The organism is Actinoplanes sp. NPDC049316 (assembly GCF_040677315.1).
Taxonomy (GTDB): Bacteria; Actinomycetota; Actinomycetes; order Mycobacteriales; family Micromonosporaceae; genus Actinoplanes.
In genome coordinates this window covers 1-13988 of sequence record NZ_JBFAQM010000019.1, presented here as the reverse complement: position 1 = coordinate 13988, position 13988 = coordinate 1, and the positions used below count along the sequence as shown (strand labels likewise).

Genomic DNA, 13988 nt, shown 5'->3' with positions numbered 1-13988 from the left:
ACAATGACGACGAGGCCGAAACGGCAGGGTCTCCTGCTCGTGGTCGTCGGAGCCTGCTTCCTGATGGTGATGATGGACAACACCATCCTCAACGTCGCGTTGCAGGCGATCCAGCGGGACCTGCGGGCCGACAACTCCGAGCTGCAGTGGGCGGTGGACTCGTACATCCTGGTGTACGCCTCGCTCATGTTCACCGCCGGCGTGATCGCCGACCGGTGGGGCCGGCGCCGCACGCTGGCGGTGGGCCTGGTGATCTTCGCGGTGGCGTCCGCTCTCTCCGCGTTCGCCGACACGCCCGACTCGCTGATCCTGTGGCGCGCGGTCATGGGCATCGGCGGCGCGGTCGTGCCGCCGACCACCCTGGCGATCATCAAGAACGCCGTACCCGAGAACGAGCAGGGCAAGGCGATGGGCATCTGGGCCGCGCTCGGCGGTCTCTCGGTGGCCTTCGGCCCGATCCTCGGCGGCGCGCTGCTAGAGCGCTTCTGGTGGGGTTCGGTCTTCCTGATCAACGTGCCGGTCGCGGCAGTCTGTGTGGCGCTGCTCTTCGTCACCGCGGAGGAGTCGCGGTCCGCCGCGCAGTTCCACCTCGACCTGCCGGGCCTGCTGTTGTCGACCGCGGCGATCGGCGCCGTCGTGTACGGCGTGATCCGCGCCGGCGAGGACAACGACTGGTTCGCCCCGGCGTCGGCCGGCATGATCCTGCTCGGTGTCCTGCTGGCGGTCGCCCTGGTGATGGTCGAACGCCGCACGGCGCATCCCGTGCTCGACGTCAGCCTGTTCCGCAGTGCGCCGTTCGCCGGCGGCACGACCGCGGTGTCGCTCGCCTTCTTCGCGCTCACCGGTGGCACCTTCCTGCTCGTCTTCTACGTGCAGCTGGTGCTCGGGCACTCGCCGTTGGAGCTGGGCCTCATCCTGCTCCCGGTCGCCGTGGGCAGCGTGCTGTCGGCGATCAGCAGTGCCGGCGCTGTACGCCGATGGGGGTTCCGACCCACCGTGACCGTCGGGTTGCTGCTGCTGGCGCTCTCCTTCGCCGGTCTGCTGCTGGCCACTGCGACCTCGCCGCTCTGGGAGCTGGAGGTGAGCCTCTTCGTGGCCGGCCTCGGCATGGGCTTCGTCATGGGCGCCACCACGACCCTGGCCATGACCGCCGTACCGGCCGACAAGGCGGGTGTGGGTGGCGCGGTCAACAACACGCTCCGCCAGGTGGGCGCCGCTCTGGGCGTTGCCGTCATGGGATCGGTGCTGTCCATGTCGTACCGGAGTCACGCGTCGGCCGTGTTGGACGCGCTGCCGGGGCAGTGGCGTGACCAGGCCGGCGACTCGCTCGGGGCGACCCTGCTCGTGCTGAGGGAAGGCCGGCAGGCTCCGGCGCTGGCCTTGCAGGCGCAGGACGCGTTCGTCGACGCCATGCACGTCACGCTCTGGGCGGGCATCGGTGTGCTGCTGCTCGGCGCGGTCACCACGCTCGCCTGGGTGCCGAACCGGGTCGCGGGCCGGCCGCGCGCCCTGGACCAGGCGGCCGACGCCGCCCTGACCGGGGAGGCTCGATGACTGAAGCGGTGCTCAGCGAAAGTGGTGAGGTGGCGACGCCCGCAAAGGCGCGGGCGCTGTCCGCCGACGAGTTCCAGCGGATCTTCGTGGCCCGCAACCACGGTGTCGTCAGCGCCGAGGATCAAGAGCGGATCGGCGCGGCGAAGGTGCTCGTCGCCGGCTGCGGCTCCATCGGTGGCTCGGCTGTGGAGCCATTGGTACGGCTGGGCTTCCGGCGCTTGGTCCTGGCCGATCCGGGCAGCTACGAGCTGACCAACCTCAACCGCCAGAACGCAACAGTGGACGACCTCGGCCGTAACAAGGCAGCTGTGGCCGCGGAGCGCGCCCGGGCCATCAATCCCCACGTCGAGGTGGAGGTGGTCGAGGAGGGCGTCGCCGAGCACACGGTCGACCGGCTGCTCGACGGCGTCCAGGTGGTCATCGACGGGGTGGACGTCACGATGCCGTCGGGCCTGCGGGCCAAGGGGCTGCTGCACGAGCGGGTCCGTGAGCGGCGGCTGCCCCTGATGACCGGCTGGGACATGTCGGCCACTCAGTACGTCCGCGTCTACGACTACCGCACCGACCGACCGATCTTCGACGGCGCGGTGACCCGCCGTCAGCTCGACGAGATGCCGATGTGGGGCCTGCTGGCCCGGCTGATCCCGGCCACGAAGGTGCCCCGCGACCTGATCGCCCTGATCCGGCGCGGGCTCGGCGAGAAGGACTTCACCTTCCCGCAGCTCGTGCAGGCCGCCGACCTGTTCGGGCTCATCGCCGCCACGCTGACCGCGCGGCTGGTGACGGGCCGTCCCGTGCCGTCCTCGGCCGGCGTCGACGTGCACGCCCTCACGATGCCGCTGAGCCACCGCCTGCGCGACCGGCTGCGGCAGCCGCTCGAGGTGGCCGCGCTGCTGGCCGCCGTGCAACGCAACCGCTTCCGGCGCTGACCGTCCGGTCCCGCCGTCTCAGCTCACGTTTCACTGAACAACGGGGAGGTTCATCGTGTCCACGTACCCTGACTCGGGTACCGCGTACGCGGTCTTCGGAGAACTGTTCAAGATCCTGGCCGCCGACGAGCAGTTCACCGAACGGCTGCGCGCCGCGGATCTGACCGTCCGGCTCGTCCACGTCAAGCCCGACTGCGTCATCCACGTCGCGCCGGGCGAGGTGCGCTTCGGTGACGACGCGCCCGAGGACGCCACCGTCACGATCAAGATGAGCTGCGACACGGCACACCGGCTGTGGCTCGGCACGCTGCTCATGCCCGCCGCCGTGGCCATGGGCAAGGTACGGATCAAGGGCAAGGTCGCCAAGGTGCTCGAGCTCGTGCCGATCCTCCAGCCGGCCTTCGACCGGTACCCGCAGATCGTCGCCGAGCACGGCCTGGTGGACGGGGCCGCCAAGTGACCGCCACCGTGGAGACGTTCGAGACCGAAGCCGATCTCAACTTCGACCGCGTTCCCCGTACGGTGCAGCGCTTCGTCGACGAGGTACGGGCCTTCGCCCAGGAGGTCCTCGCCCCGCGCGCGGTCGAGCTCGACCAGCAGGCGGCCGAGGACTTCGACTGGGACGTCATCCAGGCGGGCCATGACATCGGGCTGACCCGGGCGCTGCTGCCCCGGGAGCTCGGCGGCCTCGGGGTCGGCGTGCTCGGCGTGGCCATGGCCATGGAGGAGCTGGCTGCGGCCGACCCGGGGATCGCACTGGCGTTCGGCGCCACGATGCTCGGTCAGACGCCGGTCCTGCTCACCGGCGACCCGGGCCTGCAGGAGCGGTACCTGTCCGCGTTCACCGGCCCGAAGGTGGTGCTCGCCAGCAACGCGGTCGCCGAGGAGGAGGCCGGCACCGACCTGGTCATCCCGCAGCACTTCGCGGACGCCCGGATGCGCACGACGCTGCGCCGCGACGGTGACGGCTACCTGCTCAACGGGCACAAACGCTTCATCACCAACGGCGCCGTCGCGTCCTTCGCCTCCGTGTACGCCAACCTCGAACCCCACCCCGGCGCCACCGGCCTGACCTGTGTCGTCGTCCCGCTCGACGCTCCCGGCGTACGCCGTGGCGACGTGCTGGACAAGATGGGCTACCGCAACTGCCTCGGCAGCGAGCTGTGGTTCGACGACGTCCGCATCCCGGCGCACGACCTGGTCGGCGGCGAGGGCCAGGGCACCTCGATCAACGTGGCGCAGGGCAACATGGCGCGCTCGTCGGTGGCGGCCGTCTCGACCGGCATCGCGCGGCACGCCCTCGAGGTCGCCGTCGAGTGGGCCGGCGAGCGGGTGCAGGGCGGCAAGTTGCTGCGCGAGCACCAGATGACCGCGCGCCGGCTGGCCGACATGGCGGTCGGCGTCGACGCCGCCCGGCTGCTCTACCAGCGTGCGGCCATGCTGGTCGACAACCGGCTGCCCGCGCCCGAGCGGGAGCCGGCGATGGCCAAGCTCTTCGCCGACCGGGTGGCCATCGACACGGCGACGACGGCCGTGGCGCTGATGGGCTCGCGCGGCTACATGAAGTCGTACGGCTTGGAGAAGGTGCTGCGCGACTCGTTCGGCACAAGGATCTTCGAGGGCACGCCGGAGGCGCTCGCCCTGTCGATCACCGACACCCTGTACCGGAATGACGACGACGATGACGACCTCTGAGCTCATCGCCCCGGCCGCCGACGAACGCCGGAGCGGGGATCTGGACACCACATACGCCCGGGCGCTCGTCGCCCTGCACCGCTCGCTGCGCTATCCGGACCTCGCGTCCACTGTGGGTGGCCGAGCGCTCAGCCGCGTCGAAGGGCTGGGCGACGGGCTGACCACGATCGCGTTCAGCTCGGACACCGTCGACGACCGCCACCTGCAGGGCGTCTTCGGGTTCCGGCTGGCCGAGTTCGTCGACCTGTCCCTGATGAGCTCGCAGCTCGCGCGGGAGACCGCCCTGCTGGCCGAGCCGCCGGACGCCACCGTCGCGCACACCGTCGTGCTCGATGGCGAGGGCCGGATCCTCGGGTACGTCGGCCTGCTCCGCTCGCGCGACGTGCTGCCGCGCCGGCTCGACGACCCGGGCCGCAGCCGCTATCCGGTGGAGGTGGCGCACGACGTCGACCTGCTGACCCCGTTCGCCGGCAACGGGCTCACCACGCAGGAGGTCTTCGAGATCAAGCGGTTCGTCCGTGCCGGCGACGTGCCGTCAGGCCGGACGCGCGAACGGGTGCCGTGGCACCTGATCCTCGCGCTGGGGAGGTCGGTGCAGCCGATGGGCCGTCCCCTCATGATCGGCGACAGCCGGGAGAACGGGGCGCTGCGGCACCTGCGGCTCATCGGGTTCGATCCGCTGGTCGTACCCGACACCAAGCCGGTGCTGCCCCGCACCTCGCTGATGTGGTGCAGCTACCTCCTGCCCTCGCCGGCCATTCCGTTCGCCGCCGTCGTCCCCGCCGATCTCGGCGCCTACCTCGACGCCATCGAGGATGGACTGGCGGGCGAGCACGACGAGAACTGGCAGCGCCGCATGATCGCCCGGCTGTCCGCTCTGCGGAGGGAGCGGGCCGCCGACCGGGAGAGGGAGGCCGCGTGACCGTCCTGCACGAGCTGCCGGCCACCGAGCTGGCCGGCCTGATCCGAGCCGGCTCGGTGACCTCGGTCGAGGCCACCCGGCACCACCTCGACCGCATCGAACGGCTCGACCGCCGGCTCGGCGCCTTCGCCACGGTCACCGCGGAGCTCGCCCTGGACCAAGCGCATCGTGCCGACGAGGTGCTGGCGGCGGCCGGGCCGGACGGGGTCGGCGCGCTGCACGGCGTACCGGTCGCGGTCAAGGACAACCTCGACGTCGAGGACGTGCCGACCGGCTGGGGCAGCGCGGATCGCGGCGACGAGGCGGTCGGGGACGACAACGTGGTGGTCCGGCTGCGCCGGGCGCACCTGCCGATCCTGGGCAAGACGCACCTGCCCGAGTTCGCGCTGCCCTGCTACACGGAGAACCTGGTCGGCGGGGACACGGCGAACCCATGGGCGCCGGAGCTCTCGCCCGGGGGCTCCAGCGGAGGATCGGCCGCCGCGGTGAGTGCGGGCCTCGCGCCGCTCGCGCTCGGCACGGACGCCGGTGGGTCGGTCCGGATCCCGGCGTCCTGCTGCGGGCTGATCGGCGTACGGCCGAGCAACGGCACGGTCAGCAACGGCCCGTCGGACCCGGCGCCCACCGCGCTGTCCGTACCGGGTGTGCTGGCCCGGACCGCGCTCGACGCCACGGCCCTGCTGCGGACGATCGCCGGGACCATGACCGGCGACCTGGTCGCCGCGCGTCCGTACGCGGAACCCGACGCCCCGCTGCGGATCGGGCTGGCGACCGAACCGATGGTGCCCGACCTGGAGGTGGCCGGGGAGTGCCGGGCCGCCGCCGAGGATCTCGCGTCGAGCCTGGCCGCGTCGGGGCACGAGGTGGTCCCGGTCGACCTCGGCAAGGACGTGGCGGTCGCGGACGCCTTCCGCGACGCCTGGTCGGTGGTCGCGGCCTCGTTCGAGGTCGACGACGAGGAGGCGCTCGCGCCGTTCACCCGGTGGATGCGCGATCGCGGCCGCGGCGTCGGCGGCGTACGCCTCCACGAGTGCTTGACCATGTTCCGCGGTGTGGCCCGGATGCTCGACGAGATGGTGTTCGGCATGGTGGATCTCCTCGTCACGCCGACCCTCGCCACGCCGCCACAGCGTCGCGGCGTCTTCCGTACGCATGCCGACGAGGAGGCGAACTTCGCTGCCATGACCCGCTTCATGCCCTTCACACCGATGTACAACATCGCCGGAATGCCGGCCGTCAGCGTGCCGGTGCGCCGGGCCGGCGGCCTGCCGATCGGCGCCATGCTCGGCGGCCCGTACGGCAGCGAATGGCGCATCCTGCGCGAGGTCGCACTGCTCGAGGCCCGCTCCGGCGGACGGCCCGGCCTCGCGCCGGGGTGGCGATGACGGCCCCCGCGGCGGGTGCGGCGGTGCTGCTGCACGGGTTCGCCGGTTCACCGTCGAGTATGGAACCGTTCGCCGAGGCGCTGAAACCGCAGCTGGGCCGGGTGGAGGTGCCGGTGCTGCGCGGTCACGGCGGCACCTGGCCGGACCTGCGGTCGGTCACCTGGAAGAACTGGTACGAGGACGCGTCGGAGGCCGTCACCGCGGCCTCCGGCGCGGGCCCGGTGGCCGTCGTCGGCCTCTCCATGGGCGGCGCGCTGGCGCTGCGATTGGCGGCCCTGCAGCCCGAGATCAGCCACGTCGTGCTGGTGAACCCGGCCCTGACCATGGCCAACCCGCTGCTGCCGCTGCTGCCGATCCTGAAGTACGTGGTGCCGAGCATCGCGAACGAACAGCGCCAGGTGAACGACCCGTCGGTCGGCTACCAGGGCTACCGCCGGATCCCGCTGAGGGCGGTCCACGAGCTGACCCGGCTGTGGGCGGACGTACGGGGACGGCTGCCGGCTGTGACGCAGCCGATCCTGGTGTTCCGGTCGCTGGCCGACGGCGAGGCGGGGCTGCGGTCGGTGACCGTCATGCGGGACGGGGTGCGGTCGGCGGAGGTGGTCGAGGTGCCGCTGAAACGCAGCGGTCACGTGGCCACGTTGGACTGGGACGCGCCGGAGATCTTCGAGCGGACGGCGGCCTTCCTGACCGGCGAAGGGGGCTGACGGGCCGGATCAGCGGGTGGCGGCCTCCGGCTCGTCGGCCGGCGCCGGAACGGGTGCGGGCCAGCGGATCGGTACGACCGACAGCACCGCCAGCCAGGCCGCCACCACGACCGCTCCCATCGCCCACACCAGGCTGCTGCCCTCGGCGATGAAACCGAGCACCGGCGGTCCCGCGAGGAGCCCGGTCGTGCTCATGGCCGCGGCCATCGTCAGCGTGGTGGAGCCTTCGCGGGCGGCTGCCACGTACAGGCAGGGGCTGACCGCTGCCATGCCGAGGCCCACGCACGCGAAGCCCGCCAATGCCGGGATGACGCCGCCGATGAGCAGCGCCGTCGCGAGGCCCGCGCCGGCCAGGGTGCCGCCGGCCAGGACGATGCGTTTGTCGCCCCAGCGGGCGCGCCAGCCGTCGGCGAACAGCCGGGTCGTCACCATCATGGCCGAGGTGACCGCGATCCCGAGTGGCAGCAGGTGGTCGGCGGCGTGGGCCACCTTCTCGAGGTAGAGGGCCGACCAGTCGGTCATGGCGCCCTCGGTGATGGTGGTGAAGAGCATGGCGAGGCCGAGCCAGACCGTGATGCGGGACGGGCGGATCCAGCGGCGGCCGGCGGTCTTCGCCGGGGTGGGCAGGTCGTCGTGCAGCAGGGCCGGCCGGGCCACGAGGATCAGCGTCAGCAGGAGGGCGCCCGAGATCGCGAAGTGCACGGGTACGGCGTCCGTTACCGTCGTGATTCCCGAGGCGAGCAGCGCCGCGCCGAAGATGCCGCCGCTGAACAGGGCGTGGAGCTTCGCCATCGTGTTGCGTTCGTACCGGGCTTCGAGGGCGGCCCCCTGCGCGTTCATGGCCACGTTGAGGCAGCCGACCGCGACGCCGTCGACGAGCAGGATGCCCAGCGCCACCGGGTACGTGGGTACGACCGCCAGCCCGGCCAGCGCCGCGACCAGCACCAGCGCCGAGCCGAGGGCGAGCCGCCGGGAACCGAGCGACGCGATCAGCCGGGCGACGAGCGGGAACGACACCGTCGCGCCCACGCCGGCGGCGAGCAGGAACACGCCGACCTCGGCGGCGGTCAGGTCGAGGCGGTCGCTGAGCGCGGGTATCCGTGCCGCCCACGTCGAGTACTGAAAGCCGAGGAAGCAGAACAGTGCGGCGACGGACAGCTGGGCCCGGCGGAATTCGCTCATACGAGGCCCTCTTCGGTGATCGTGCGGGACATGTAGACGGCGTCGGGGCCGTAGCCGGAGGGCAGCGCGGCGTGCGGGTGCGGGTGGTAGCCCTGCGCGGACCAGAAGCCGGTGGACCCGCCGACGGCGACCAGCGAGATCCGCTCGTACCGAAGGGATCGGGCCGTGGTGGTCAGGTGCCGGACCATGCGTTTCGCCCAGCCGCGCCCACGGAATTCGTCGCTGACAACGATGTCGTGGAGGTGCAGGTTGGCGGAGCGGAAGGTGGTGTGCTCCGGGCGGTCCGGGTCGGGGCACCGGAACCGGGGATAGGGCAGCGCGAGCAGGTAGCCGCCGATGCGCTCGCCGGCGTCCAGCACGAACGACGTGGCCGGGGAGGCGGAGGCCCGCGACTTGAGCACCGCGGGGTCCTCGGAGAGACCTTTCGCCGTGTACGCGGCGGCCTCCAGCTCGGTGATGGCGGTCCAATCGCGGGCGTCGATCGGCCGGACGCGTTCCGCGCGGACGGTGACGCACGGCAGCGGGTCGAAGCCGTTGAAGTGCAGGGTGCTGTAGCTGGTGGCGTAGGCGCCGGCGGCCGAGATCCATACCGGGTCGCCGGAGGCGAGGTCGGCCGGTACGGGCACCGGCGTCCCGGCCAGCGTGTCGTCGCTGTCGCAGGTGGGACCCGCGACGACCGCCGGAATGCTGCGCCCGCCGGCACGGGTGGGGAACTCGAGGCGGTAGCGCAGCCGGTCCCCCTCGAAGAGCCCGTTGAACCGGCCGCAGCTGAGGTACAGCCAGGCCTGGCCGCGTACCGTCAAGCGGTTGACGTGGGCCCGGATCACGCTGTGGTCGGCGACGAGATACCGGCCCGGTTCGATGACGAACCGCAGGTCCTCGCCTGCCGCCTCGCGCAGGCGCCGCATGCCGGCCCGGATCGCGGCGAAGATGCCGGCGGTCGGCGGCGTCAGCGGGTGGCCGTCCGGGTCGAGGTAGCCGTGCGCGGGCAGACCGCCACCGAGGTTGACGTGGTCGAGGTGGATGCCGCGCGCCGCGAGGTTCCGTACGACGGCGGTCAGGTCGTCGAGGGCCTGCTGCCATCCGTGCACGGTCATCTGCTGCGATCCGACGTGGACGGACAGGCCGGACGGGACCAGGCCGTGCCGGCGGGCCTCCTCCAGCACGGCGACCGGGTCGCTGCTGCCGCATTTGCCGGTGAGACCCCAGACCGCGCCGGCGCCGGTGGTGGCCAGGCGGCAGAACACGCGCGCGCCGGGTGCGTGCTCGGCGATGGCGCGTACGTCCTCGACGCAGTCGGTGGCGAACGTGCTGATGCCCAGCCGGTGGGCGGTGGCGATCGCGCTGTCGGACTTGACGGTGTTGCCGTAGTGCACCAGGTCCGGCGCGATTCCCGCGCGCAGGGCCTGCCGGATCTCTCCAGGGCTGGCCGCGTCGAAGCCGGCGCCGCGGTCGGCGAGACAGGTCAGCACCTCGTCGACCGGGCACGCTTTCATGGCGAACCGCACCGCGACGCCCGGGAGCTCGGCGAGCAGGGTGTCGTACTGCCGCTCGATGCCGGTCAGGTCGTAGACGATCCGGTCCTCGCCGGCCGCCAGGAGCGCCGACCGTACGTGATCACGGTCAAGCATCGCGCACGCTCGTCGTGCGGGCCGCCGCGACCAGCGCCGCCCACGCGTCGATGAGCACAGCGAAGTCGTCGGTGTCCCGGCGGGCCTCGAAGAGCAACCGCTCCCGACGGTCCCGGACGACGTCCGCGACCGTGGTGAACCGGCCACCGAGGCGGCGGTAGGCGGCCTCCAGCGCGGCGGCCTTCGCCTCGTTCGGCTCGCGCGGCTGCCAGGTGCTGTCCCGGACGATCGCCGCGATCGCCGCGGGGTCGTCGCTGGTCATCCGCTGGTAGATGAAGTGCAGGTAGTGCATGGACAGAATGAACTTCGCGTACCGCAGCTGGTACGCCAGGAAACCGGCGTCGGTCTTGCGTTCCGCGGTGTGGAAATTGACGATGTGGCGATTGTGCAGAACCCCGGGCAGGCGGGCTTTGTCGGCGACGTGGATGAGGAAGTAGTCGCTGCCGATCGTGTCGGTGGCCGGTGGCAGCGGAATGCGCTCGTGCAGGCCGTGGAAGCTGATGTTGTGCATGTCCACCCGCATCGGGTCGACCACGGAGAGCACGAATTCGTCGCCGGCGAAAGGCGCACTGCCGGTGAAAGAATCCTCGACCAGCGCCCTTTTCTCCGCCTCCGAGCTGCCGTCGGCGGCCCAGAGGCTGACCAGGTCGTAGTAGGCCTCATGCCCGCGGATGCCGGCGATGTCGACCGACATCTCGCCGACGAACGATCCGCCGACCATGCTCACCGTGGCGTCCCGCAGCGCCGGGTCCAGCCGGTTCTCCACGGTCGTGGCCTGGTGCGCCGGCTTGCCCAGGAAGAGCAGCTCGGGGTGGATCGGGAAGACCTTATTGCCCTCGTACGTCTGGAAGAAGCTGTCCGAGTCCCGGCGGTGCACGGACTCGCAGCCCAGCGCCGCCGCGATCAGGAAGGCGCGGTTCGTGCAGGCCCCGTACGACAGGCCGCGCGGAAGCATGAGGTCGAGCAGCAGATCGGGCTTGTCCACGTCGGCGCGCTCGACCACCCGCCGCAGAAAGGCCCGTTGCGCCGGCTCGTCCAGGTGCCAGACGTTCGGGGTGCCTTCGAGCGCACGGGCATGAGCCGCGAAGTGGCCGGAAGAGTCGAGGACGAGCAGGTGCACTTCCGCGTCGAATTGCTCGGCGGCATAAGTCGCTTCCGCGACGACCTCCGCGAGCGTGGCGGTGCATTCCCTGTTCGTCGGTACGGTCAAGCAGACACGACGCACGCGCGCACCTCCCCCACGAATAGGCGGCGGTGAATCTAGCATGGTTGTTCACAGAAGCGCGGCGGCCGGGAACGAGGACCGTCTACACAGGCTGGTCATGGGTGCGATGTGACCTCGGGCACGCGACCGCGGCGAGGAGGGGGAGAAGAGCGGACGACGGGATTCGAACCCGCGACCCTCACCTTGGCAAGGTGATGCGCTACCAGCTGCGCTACGTCCGCGTGCCCGGCGGCTTCCGCAACCGGGCGTCGAATGAACTGTAACCAATCGTCGTCCGCGGATGCCAGGCGGCCCAGCGCGCTTCCCTGCCGGGGTTGGCGCGGCCCCATAAAGTGTCAGCGTGACCGCGGCGACCGTTGATCAGCTGACCGCGACGGCCGAACGCGTCGGGCGGCTGGTCGCCGGTGTGAAGCCCGACCAGTGGGGCGATCCGACGCCCTGCGCCGACTGGGACGTCCAGTCGCTGGTGAGCCACCTGGTGCTGGGCAACGCGATGGTGACCTCGGCGCTCACCTCACGGCCGATGACGTACCGCAGCCTGCAGGCGGATTTCGACGAGAGCGCCGCGACGCTGACGGCCGCCTTCCGCGCGCCGGGCGTCCTCGAGCGCTCGGTCGATGTGCCGTTCGGGCGGGTGACCGGCGTGATGGCCCTGCACCTGCGGCTCACCGAGCTGCTCGTGCACGGCTGGGACCTGGCGCGCGCGACGGGACAGCCGGTCGACTTCGCCGAGGACGTCATCGAGCAGGAGTTCACGGTGACCGCGCCCGTGCTGGCCGGGATGCCGGATCACGAACGGCCCTTCGCCGCCCCGATCCCCGTGGACGAGTCGGCGCCGCCGCTGGAGCGGCTGGTGGCCCGGCTGGGGCGGCGAAGCTAGATCAGGCCGCCCATCGCCGGGTCGGTGATGCTGTCCTTGCCGTTCTCCACGTGCCCCGCGCAGCGGTACTCGCTGTCCGCGCCGGCCGTCACCACGAGGTCGTACCAGCCGCGGGTGCGCACGACCGGCCAGGATTTCGCCGCGGTCTGGCCGGCGCGCAGCGACACCGTCGTCCGGGCCGACGTGTACGCGTCCCGCGCGGTCAGCTGCAGCCGGCTGCTCCCGGTGTTGGTGAACGTCAGCGTCACCTTCTCCGCGCGGATGTCGTAGCCGGTGCCGACGGCCAGCGGTCCACTGTGGAAGCGGCGGTAGAAGCCGTTGGGGCCGTGCACGTCGACGTCGTATCCGCCGTTCTCGGTGGGCCAGGCGCCGGTCAGGGACTTGCCCGGCTCGACGGTGTAGGTGCTCGGCTCGCCGCCAGCCGGACGGGCGTGGAAGACCGCCGTCGCCCGGCCGGTGTTGCGGAACGTGATGGTCAGGGTGGTGGCCGTGACGTGGCTGTCGGCGTGCAGGGCGTACGGGAGGGCGCGCGCCGGGCGTACGCCCCGCTCCTGGCGGGGGAGACGCTGGTCCGCCGGGGGCACGGGCACCTCGTCGGGGTGGCGTACCAGGGTGCCGGGTTTGAGGTCGGCGCTGCCGGGGAAGATCTCGTTCGTCGTCGGCACGGTCGACTCGCCCGGCGTCGGCGGCGCGAGGTGGTCGAAGAAGCCGCCCTCCTCGTCGTACGTGATGAAGAGGGCCATCTTGCTCCACACCTCGGGGTGCGCGGCGAGGATGTCGATGACCTGCGAGACGTACCAGGCGCCGTACCCGGGCTCCCAGTTCGGGTGTTCGGAATACGCCTCCGGCGCGACGATCCAGGACACCGCCGGCAGTCGGCCGTTGCTGACGTCCGCGCGGAAGTCGCTGAGCAGCGCCTCCGGATCGCGCCCGAGCGCGTTGACGTTCGTGCCGGTCTTGGCGCGGTCCGCGAGCGGGGAGCCGGGCTGCGCGTTCTGGTACTGGTGGAAGTAGAGCAGCGAGTTGTCCCCGTAGTTGCCGATGTACGGATCCTGGGTCCAGCCCCATGACCCGCCGGCGGTCAGGCCCAGGCCGACGTCCTGGTAGACCTTCCAGGAGATGCCGGCACGCTCCAGCCGCTCCGGGTACGTCGACCAGTCGTAGCCCGCCTCCGCGTTGCTGATGACCGGGCCGCCGCCTGCGCCGTCGTTGCCGACCCAGCCGGTCCACATGTGATAGCGGTTCGGGTCGGTCGGGCCCAGCAGCGAGCAGTGGTAGTTGTCGCAGACGGTGAACGCGTCGGCCAGCGCGAACTGGTACGGCAGGTCCGAGCGGGTGTGGTACGTCATCGTGGTGACGCCCTTGTCCGGTACCCACCGGTCGTAGCGGCCGCCGTTTCACGCGGCGTGGCCGTCGTTCCAGCCGTGCGGCGGGTCCGGCAGGAAGGTCCAGCCGAGGTCGGGCACGTCGGGCCGGAACGGCAGCAGGTCCGGGCCGCCGGTCTGCGGCTGGTACCACACCGGCTTGCCGTCGGGGCGCCGCATCGGGTGCGGGTCGGCGAATCCGCGTACGCCCCGCAGCGTGCCGAAGTAGTGGTCGAACGACCGGTTCTCCTGCATCAGGAAGATGACGTGCTCGACGTCGGCGATCGTCCCGGTGCGGTGATGCGCCGGGATGGCCAGCGCCCGGTTCAGGTCGAGCGGCAGTGCCGCGGCGGCGGCCGGGAGCCCGGCCAACTGCAGGAAGCGACGGCGGTCGACGGTACCCATGGCGGCAAGCTAGCTGTACTGACCCGTGAGGTTGGGGACGCGGCTTGAGGGTGGTTGGCCGCCGAGTGCGGTGTGCCCGCGGTGGTGATTGTAAGAGTGGATCCAGGCG

Annotated in this window: 12 protein-coding genes, 1 tRNA gene and 1 pseudogene; 8 read left to right on the top strand and 6 right to left on the bottom strand. The window is 71.6% G+C overall.

The genetic code is table 11. The annotated features are described in order from the left end of the window. Positions 1 to 3: 3 nt before the first annotated feature. The 7 genes from AB0K03_RS25765 to AB0K03_RS25735 are packed head-to-tail and all read left to right on the top strand — an operon-like array spanning position 4 to position 7192. Positions 4 to 1554: an MFS transporter gene (locus AB0K03_RS25765; protein WP_364689271.1), complete on the top strand. Its 1551-nt coding sequence runs from the start codon at positions 4 to 6 to the stop codon at positions 1552 to 1554. After that, the gene (locus AB0K03_RS25760) at positions 1551 to 2483 is read left to right on the top strand and encodes a ThiF family adenylyltransferase (protein ID WP_364689268.1); all 933 of its coding nucleotides are present in this window, start codon (positions 1551 to 1553) and stop codon (positions 2481 to 2483) included. Before AB0K03_RS25765 ends, AB0K03_RS25760 begins: the two co-directional genes overlap by 4 nt. Positions 2484 to 2538: 55 nt before the next feature. After that, on the top strand, positions 2539 to 2943 hold the full coding sequence (locus AB0K03_RS25755; protein ID WP_364689265.1) for an SCP2 sterol-binding domain-containing protein: 405 nt from the start codon (positions 2539 to 2541) through the stop codon (positions 2941 to 2943). Beyond that, positions 2940 to 4178 (top strand): acyl-CoA dehydrogenase family protein, encoded by a 1239-nt coding sequence (locus AB0K03_RS25750; RefSeq protein ID WP_364689262.1) that lies wholly within the window; start codon positions 2940 to 2942, stop codon positions 4176 to 4178. Before AB0K03_RS25755 ends, AB0K03_RS25750 begins: the two co-directional genes overlap by 4 nt. Beyond that, positions 4165 to 5100: a hypothetical protein gene (locus tag AB0K03_RS25745; protein ID WP_364689259.1), complete on the top strand. Its 936-nt coding sequence runs from the start codon at positions 4165 to 4167 to the stop codon at positions 5098 to 5100. Before AB0K03_RS25750 ends, AB0K03_RS25745 begins: the two co-directional genes overlap by 14 nt. Next, entirely contained in the window at positions 5097 to 6485 is a 1389-nt protein-coding gene (locus AB0K03_RS25740) for an amidase (RefSeq protein ID WP_364689256.1), read from the top strand. The genes AB0K03_RS25745 and AB0K03_RS25740 overlap by 4 nt, the downstream gene beginning before the upstream one ends. Beyond that, on the top strand, positions 6482 to 7192 hold the full coding sequence (locus AB0K03_RS25735) for an alpha/beta fold hydrolase (RefSeq protein WP_364689253.1): 711 nt from the start codon (positions 6482 to 6484) through the stop codon (positions 7190 to 7192). Before AB0K03_RS25740 ends, AB0K03_RS25735 begins: the two co-directional genes overlap by 4 nt. 9 nt (positions 7193 to 7201) lie before the next feature. Here AB0K03_RS25735 and AB0K03_RS25730 read toward each other — a convergent pair whose 3' ends face one another. From AB0K03_RS25730 to AB0K03_RS25715, 4 genes are all read right to left on the bottom strand, one after another. Then, positions 7202 to 8374: an MFS transporter gene (locus AB0K03_RS25730; RefSeq protein ID WP_364689251.1), complete on the bottom strand. Its 1173-nt coding sequence runs from the start codon at positions 8372 to 8374 to the stop codon at positions 7202 to 7204. Further along, positions 8371 to 10005: a GNAT family N-acetyltransferase gene (locus AB0K03_RS25725; protein ID WP_364689248.1), complete on the bottom strand. Its 1635-nt coding sequence runs from the start codon at positions 10003 to 10005 to the stop codon at positions 8371 to 8373. The genes AB0K03_RS25730 and AB0K03_RS25725 overlap by 4 nt, the downstream gene beginning before the upstream one ends. Next, complete coding sequence (locus AB0K03_RS25720; RefSeq protein ID WP_364689245.1) at positions 9998 to 11230, bottom strand: DUF6271 family protein; 1233 nt, start codon at positions 11228 to 11230, stop codon at positions 9998 to 10000. The genes AB0K03_RS25725 and AB0K03_RS25720 overlap by 8 nt, the downstream gene beginning before the upstream one ends. A 148-nt stretch (positions 11231 to 11378) precedes the next feature. Next, positions 11379 to 11451 (bottom strand) — tRNA-Gly (locus tag AB0K03_RS25715). A gap of 119 nt (positions 11452 to 11570) precedes the next feature. Between AB0K03_RS25715 and AB0K03_RS25710 the strand changes: the two genes are divergently transcribed. Continuing rightward, positions 11571 to 12110: a TIGR03086 family metal-binding protein gene (locus AB0K03_RS25710; RefSeq protein ID WP_364689242.1), complete on the top strand. Its 540-nt coding sequence runs from the start codon at positions 11571 to 11573 to the stop codon at positions 12108 to 12110. Here AB0K03_RS25710 and AB0K03_RS25705 read toward each other — a convergent pair. Both AB0K03_RS25705 and AB0K03_RS25700 read right to left on the bottom strand, forming a co-directional pair. After that, positions 12107 to 12442: a phospholipase domain-containing protein gene (locus tag AB0K03_RS25705; RefSeq protein WP_364689653.1), complete on the bottom strand. Its 336-nt coding sequence runs from the start codon at positions 12440 to 12442 to the stop codon at positions 12107 to 12109. The genes AB0K03_RS25710 and AB0K03_RS25705 overlap by 4 nt on opposite strands. After that, positions 12422 to 13879: pseudogene (locus AB0K03_RS25700) on the bottom strand (alkaline phosphatase family protein); the annotation flags it as partial. The gene AB0K03_RS25705 and the pseudogene AB0K03_RS25700, both read right to left, overlap by 21 nt. Between the last annotated feature and the right edge of the window lie 109 nt (positions 13880 to 13988).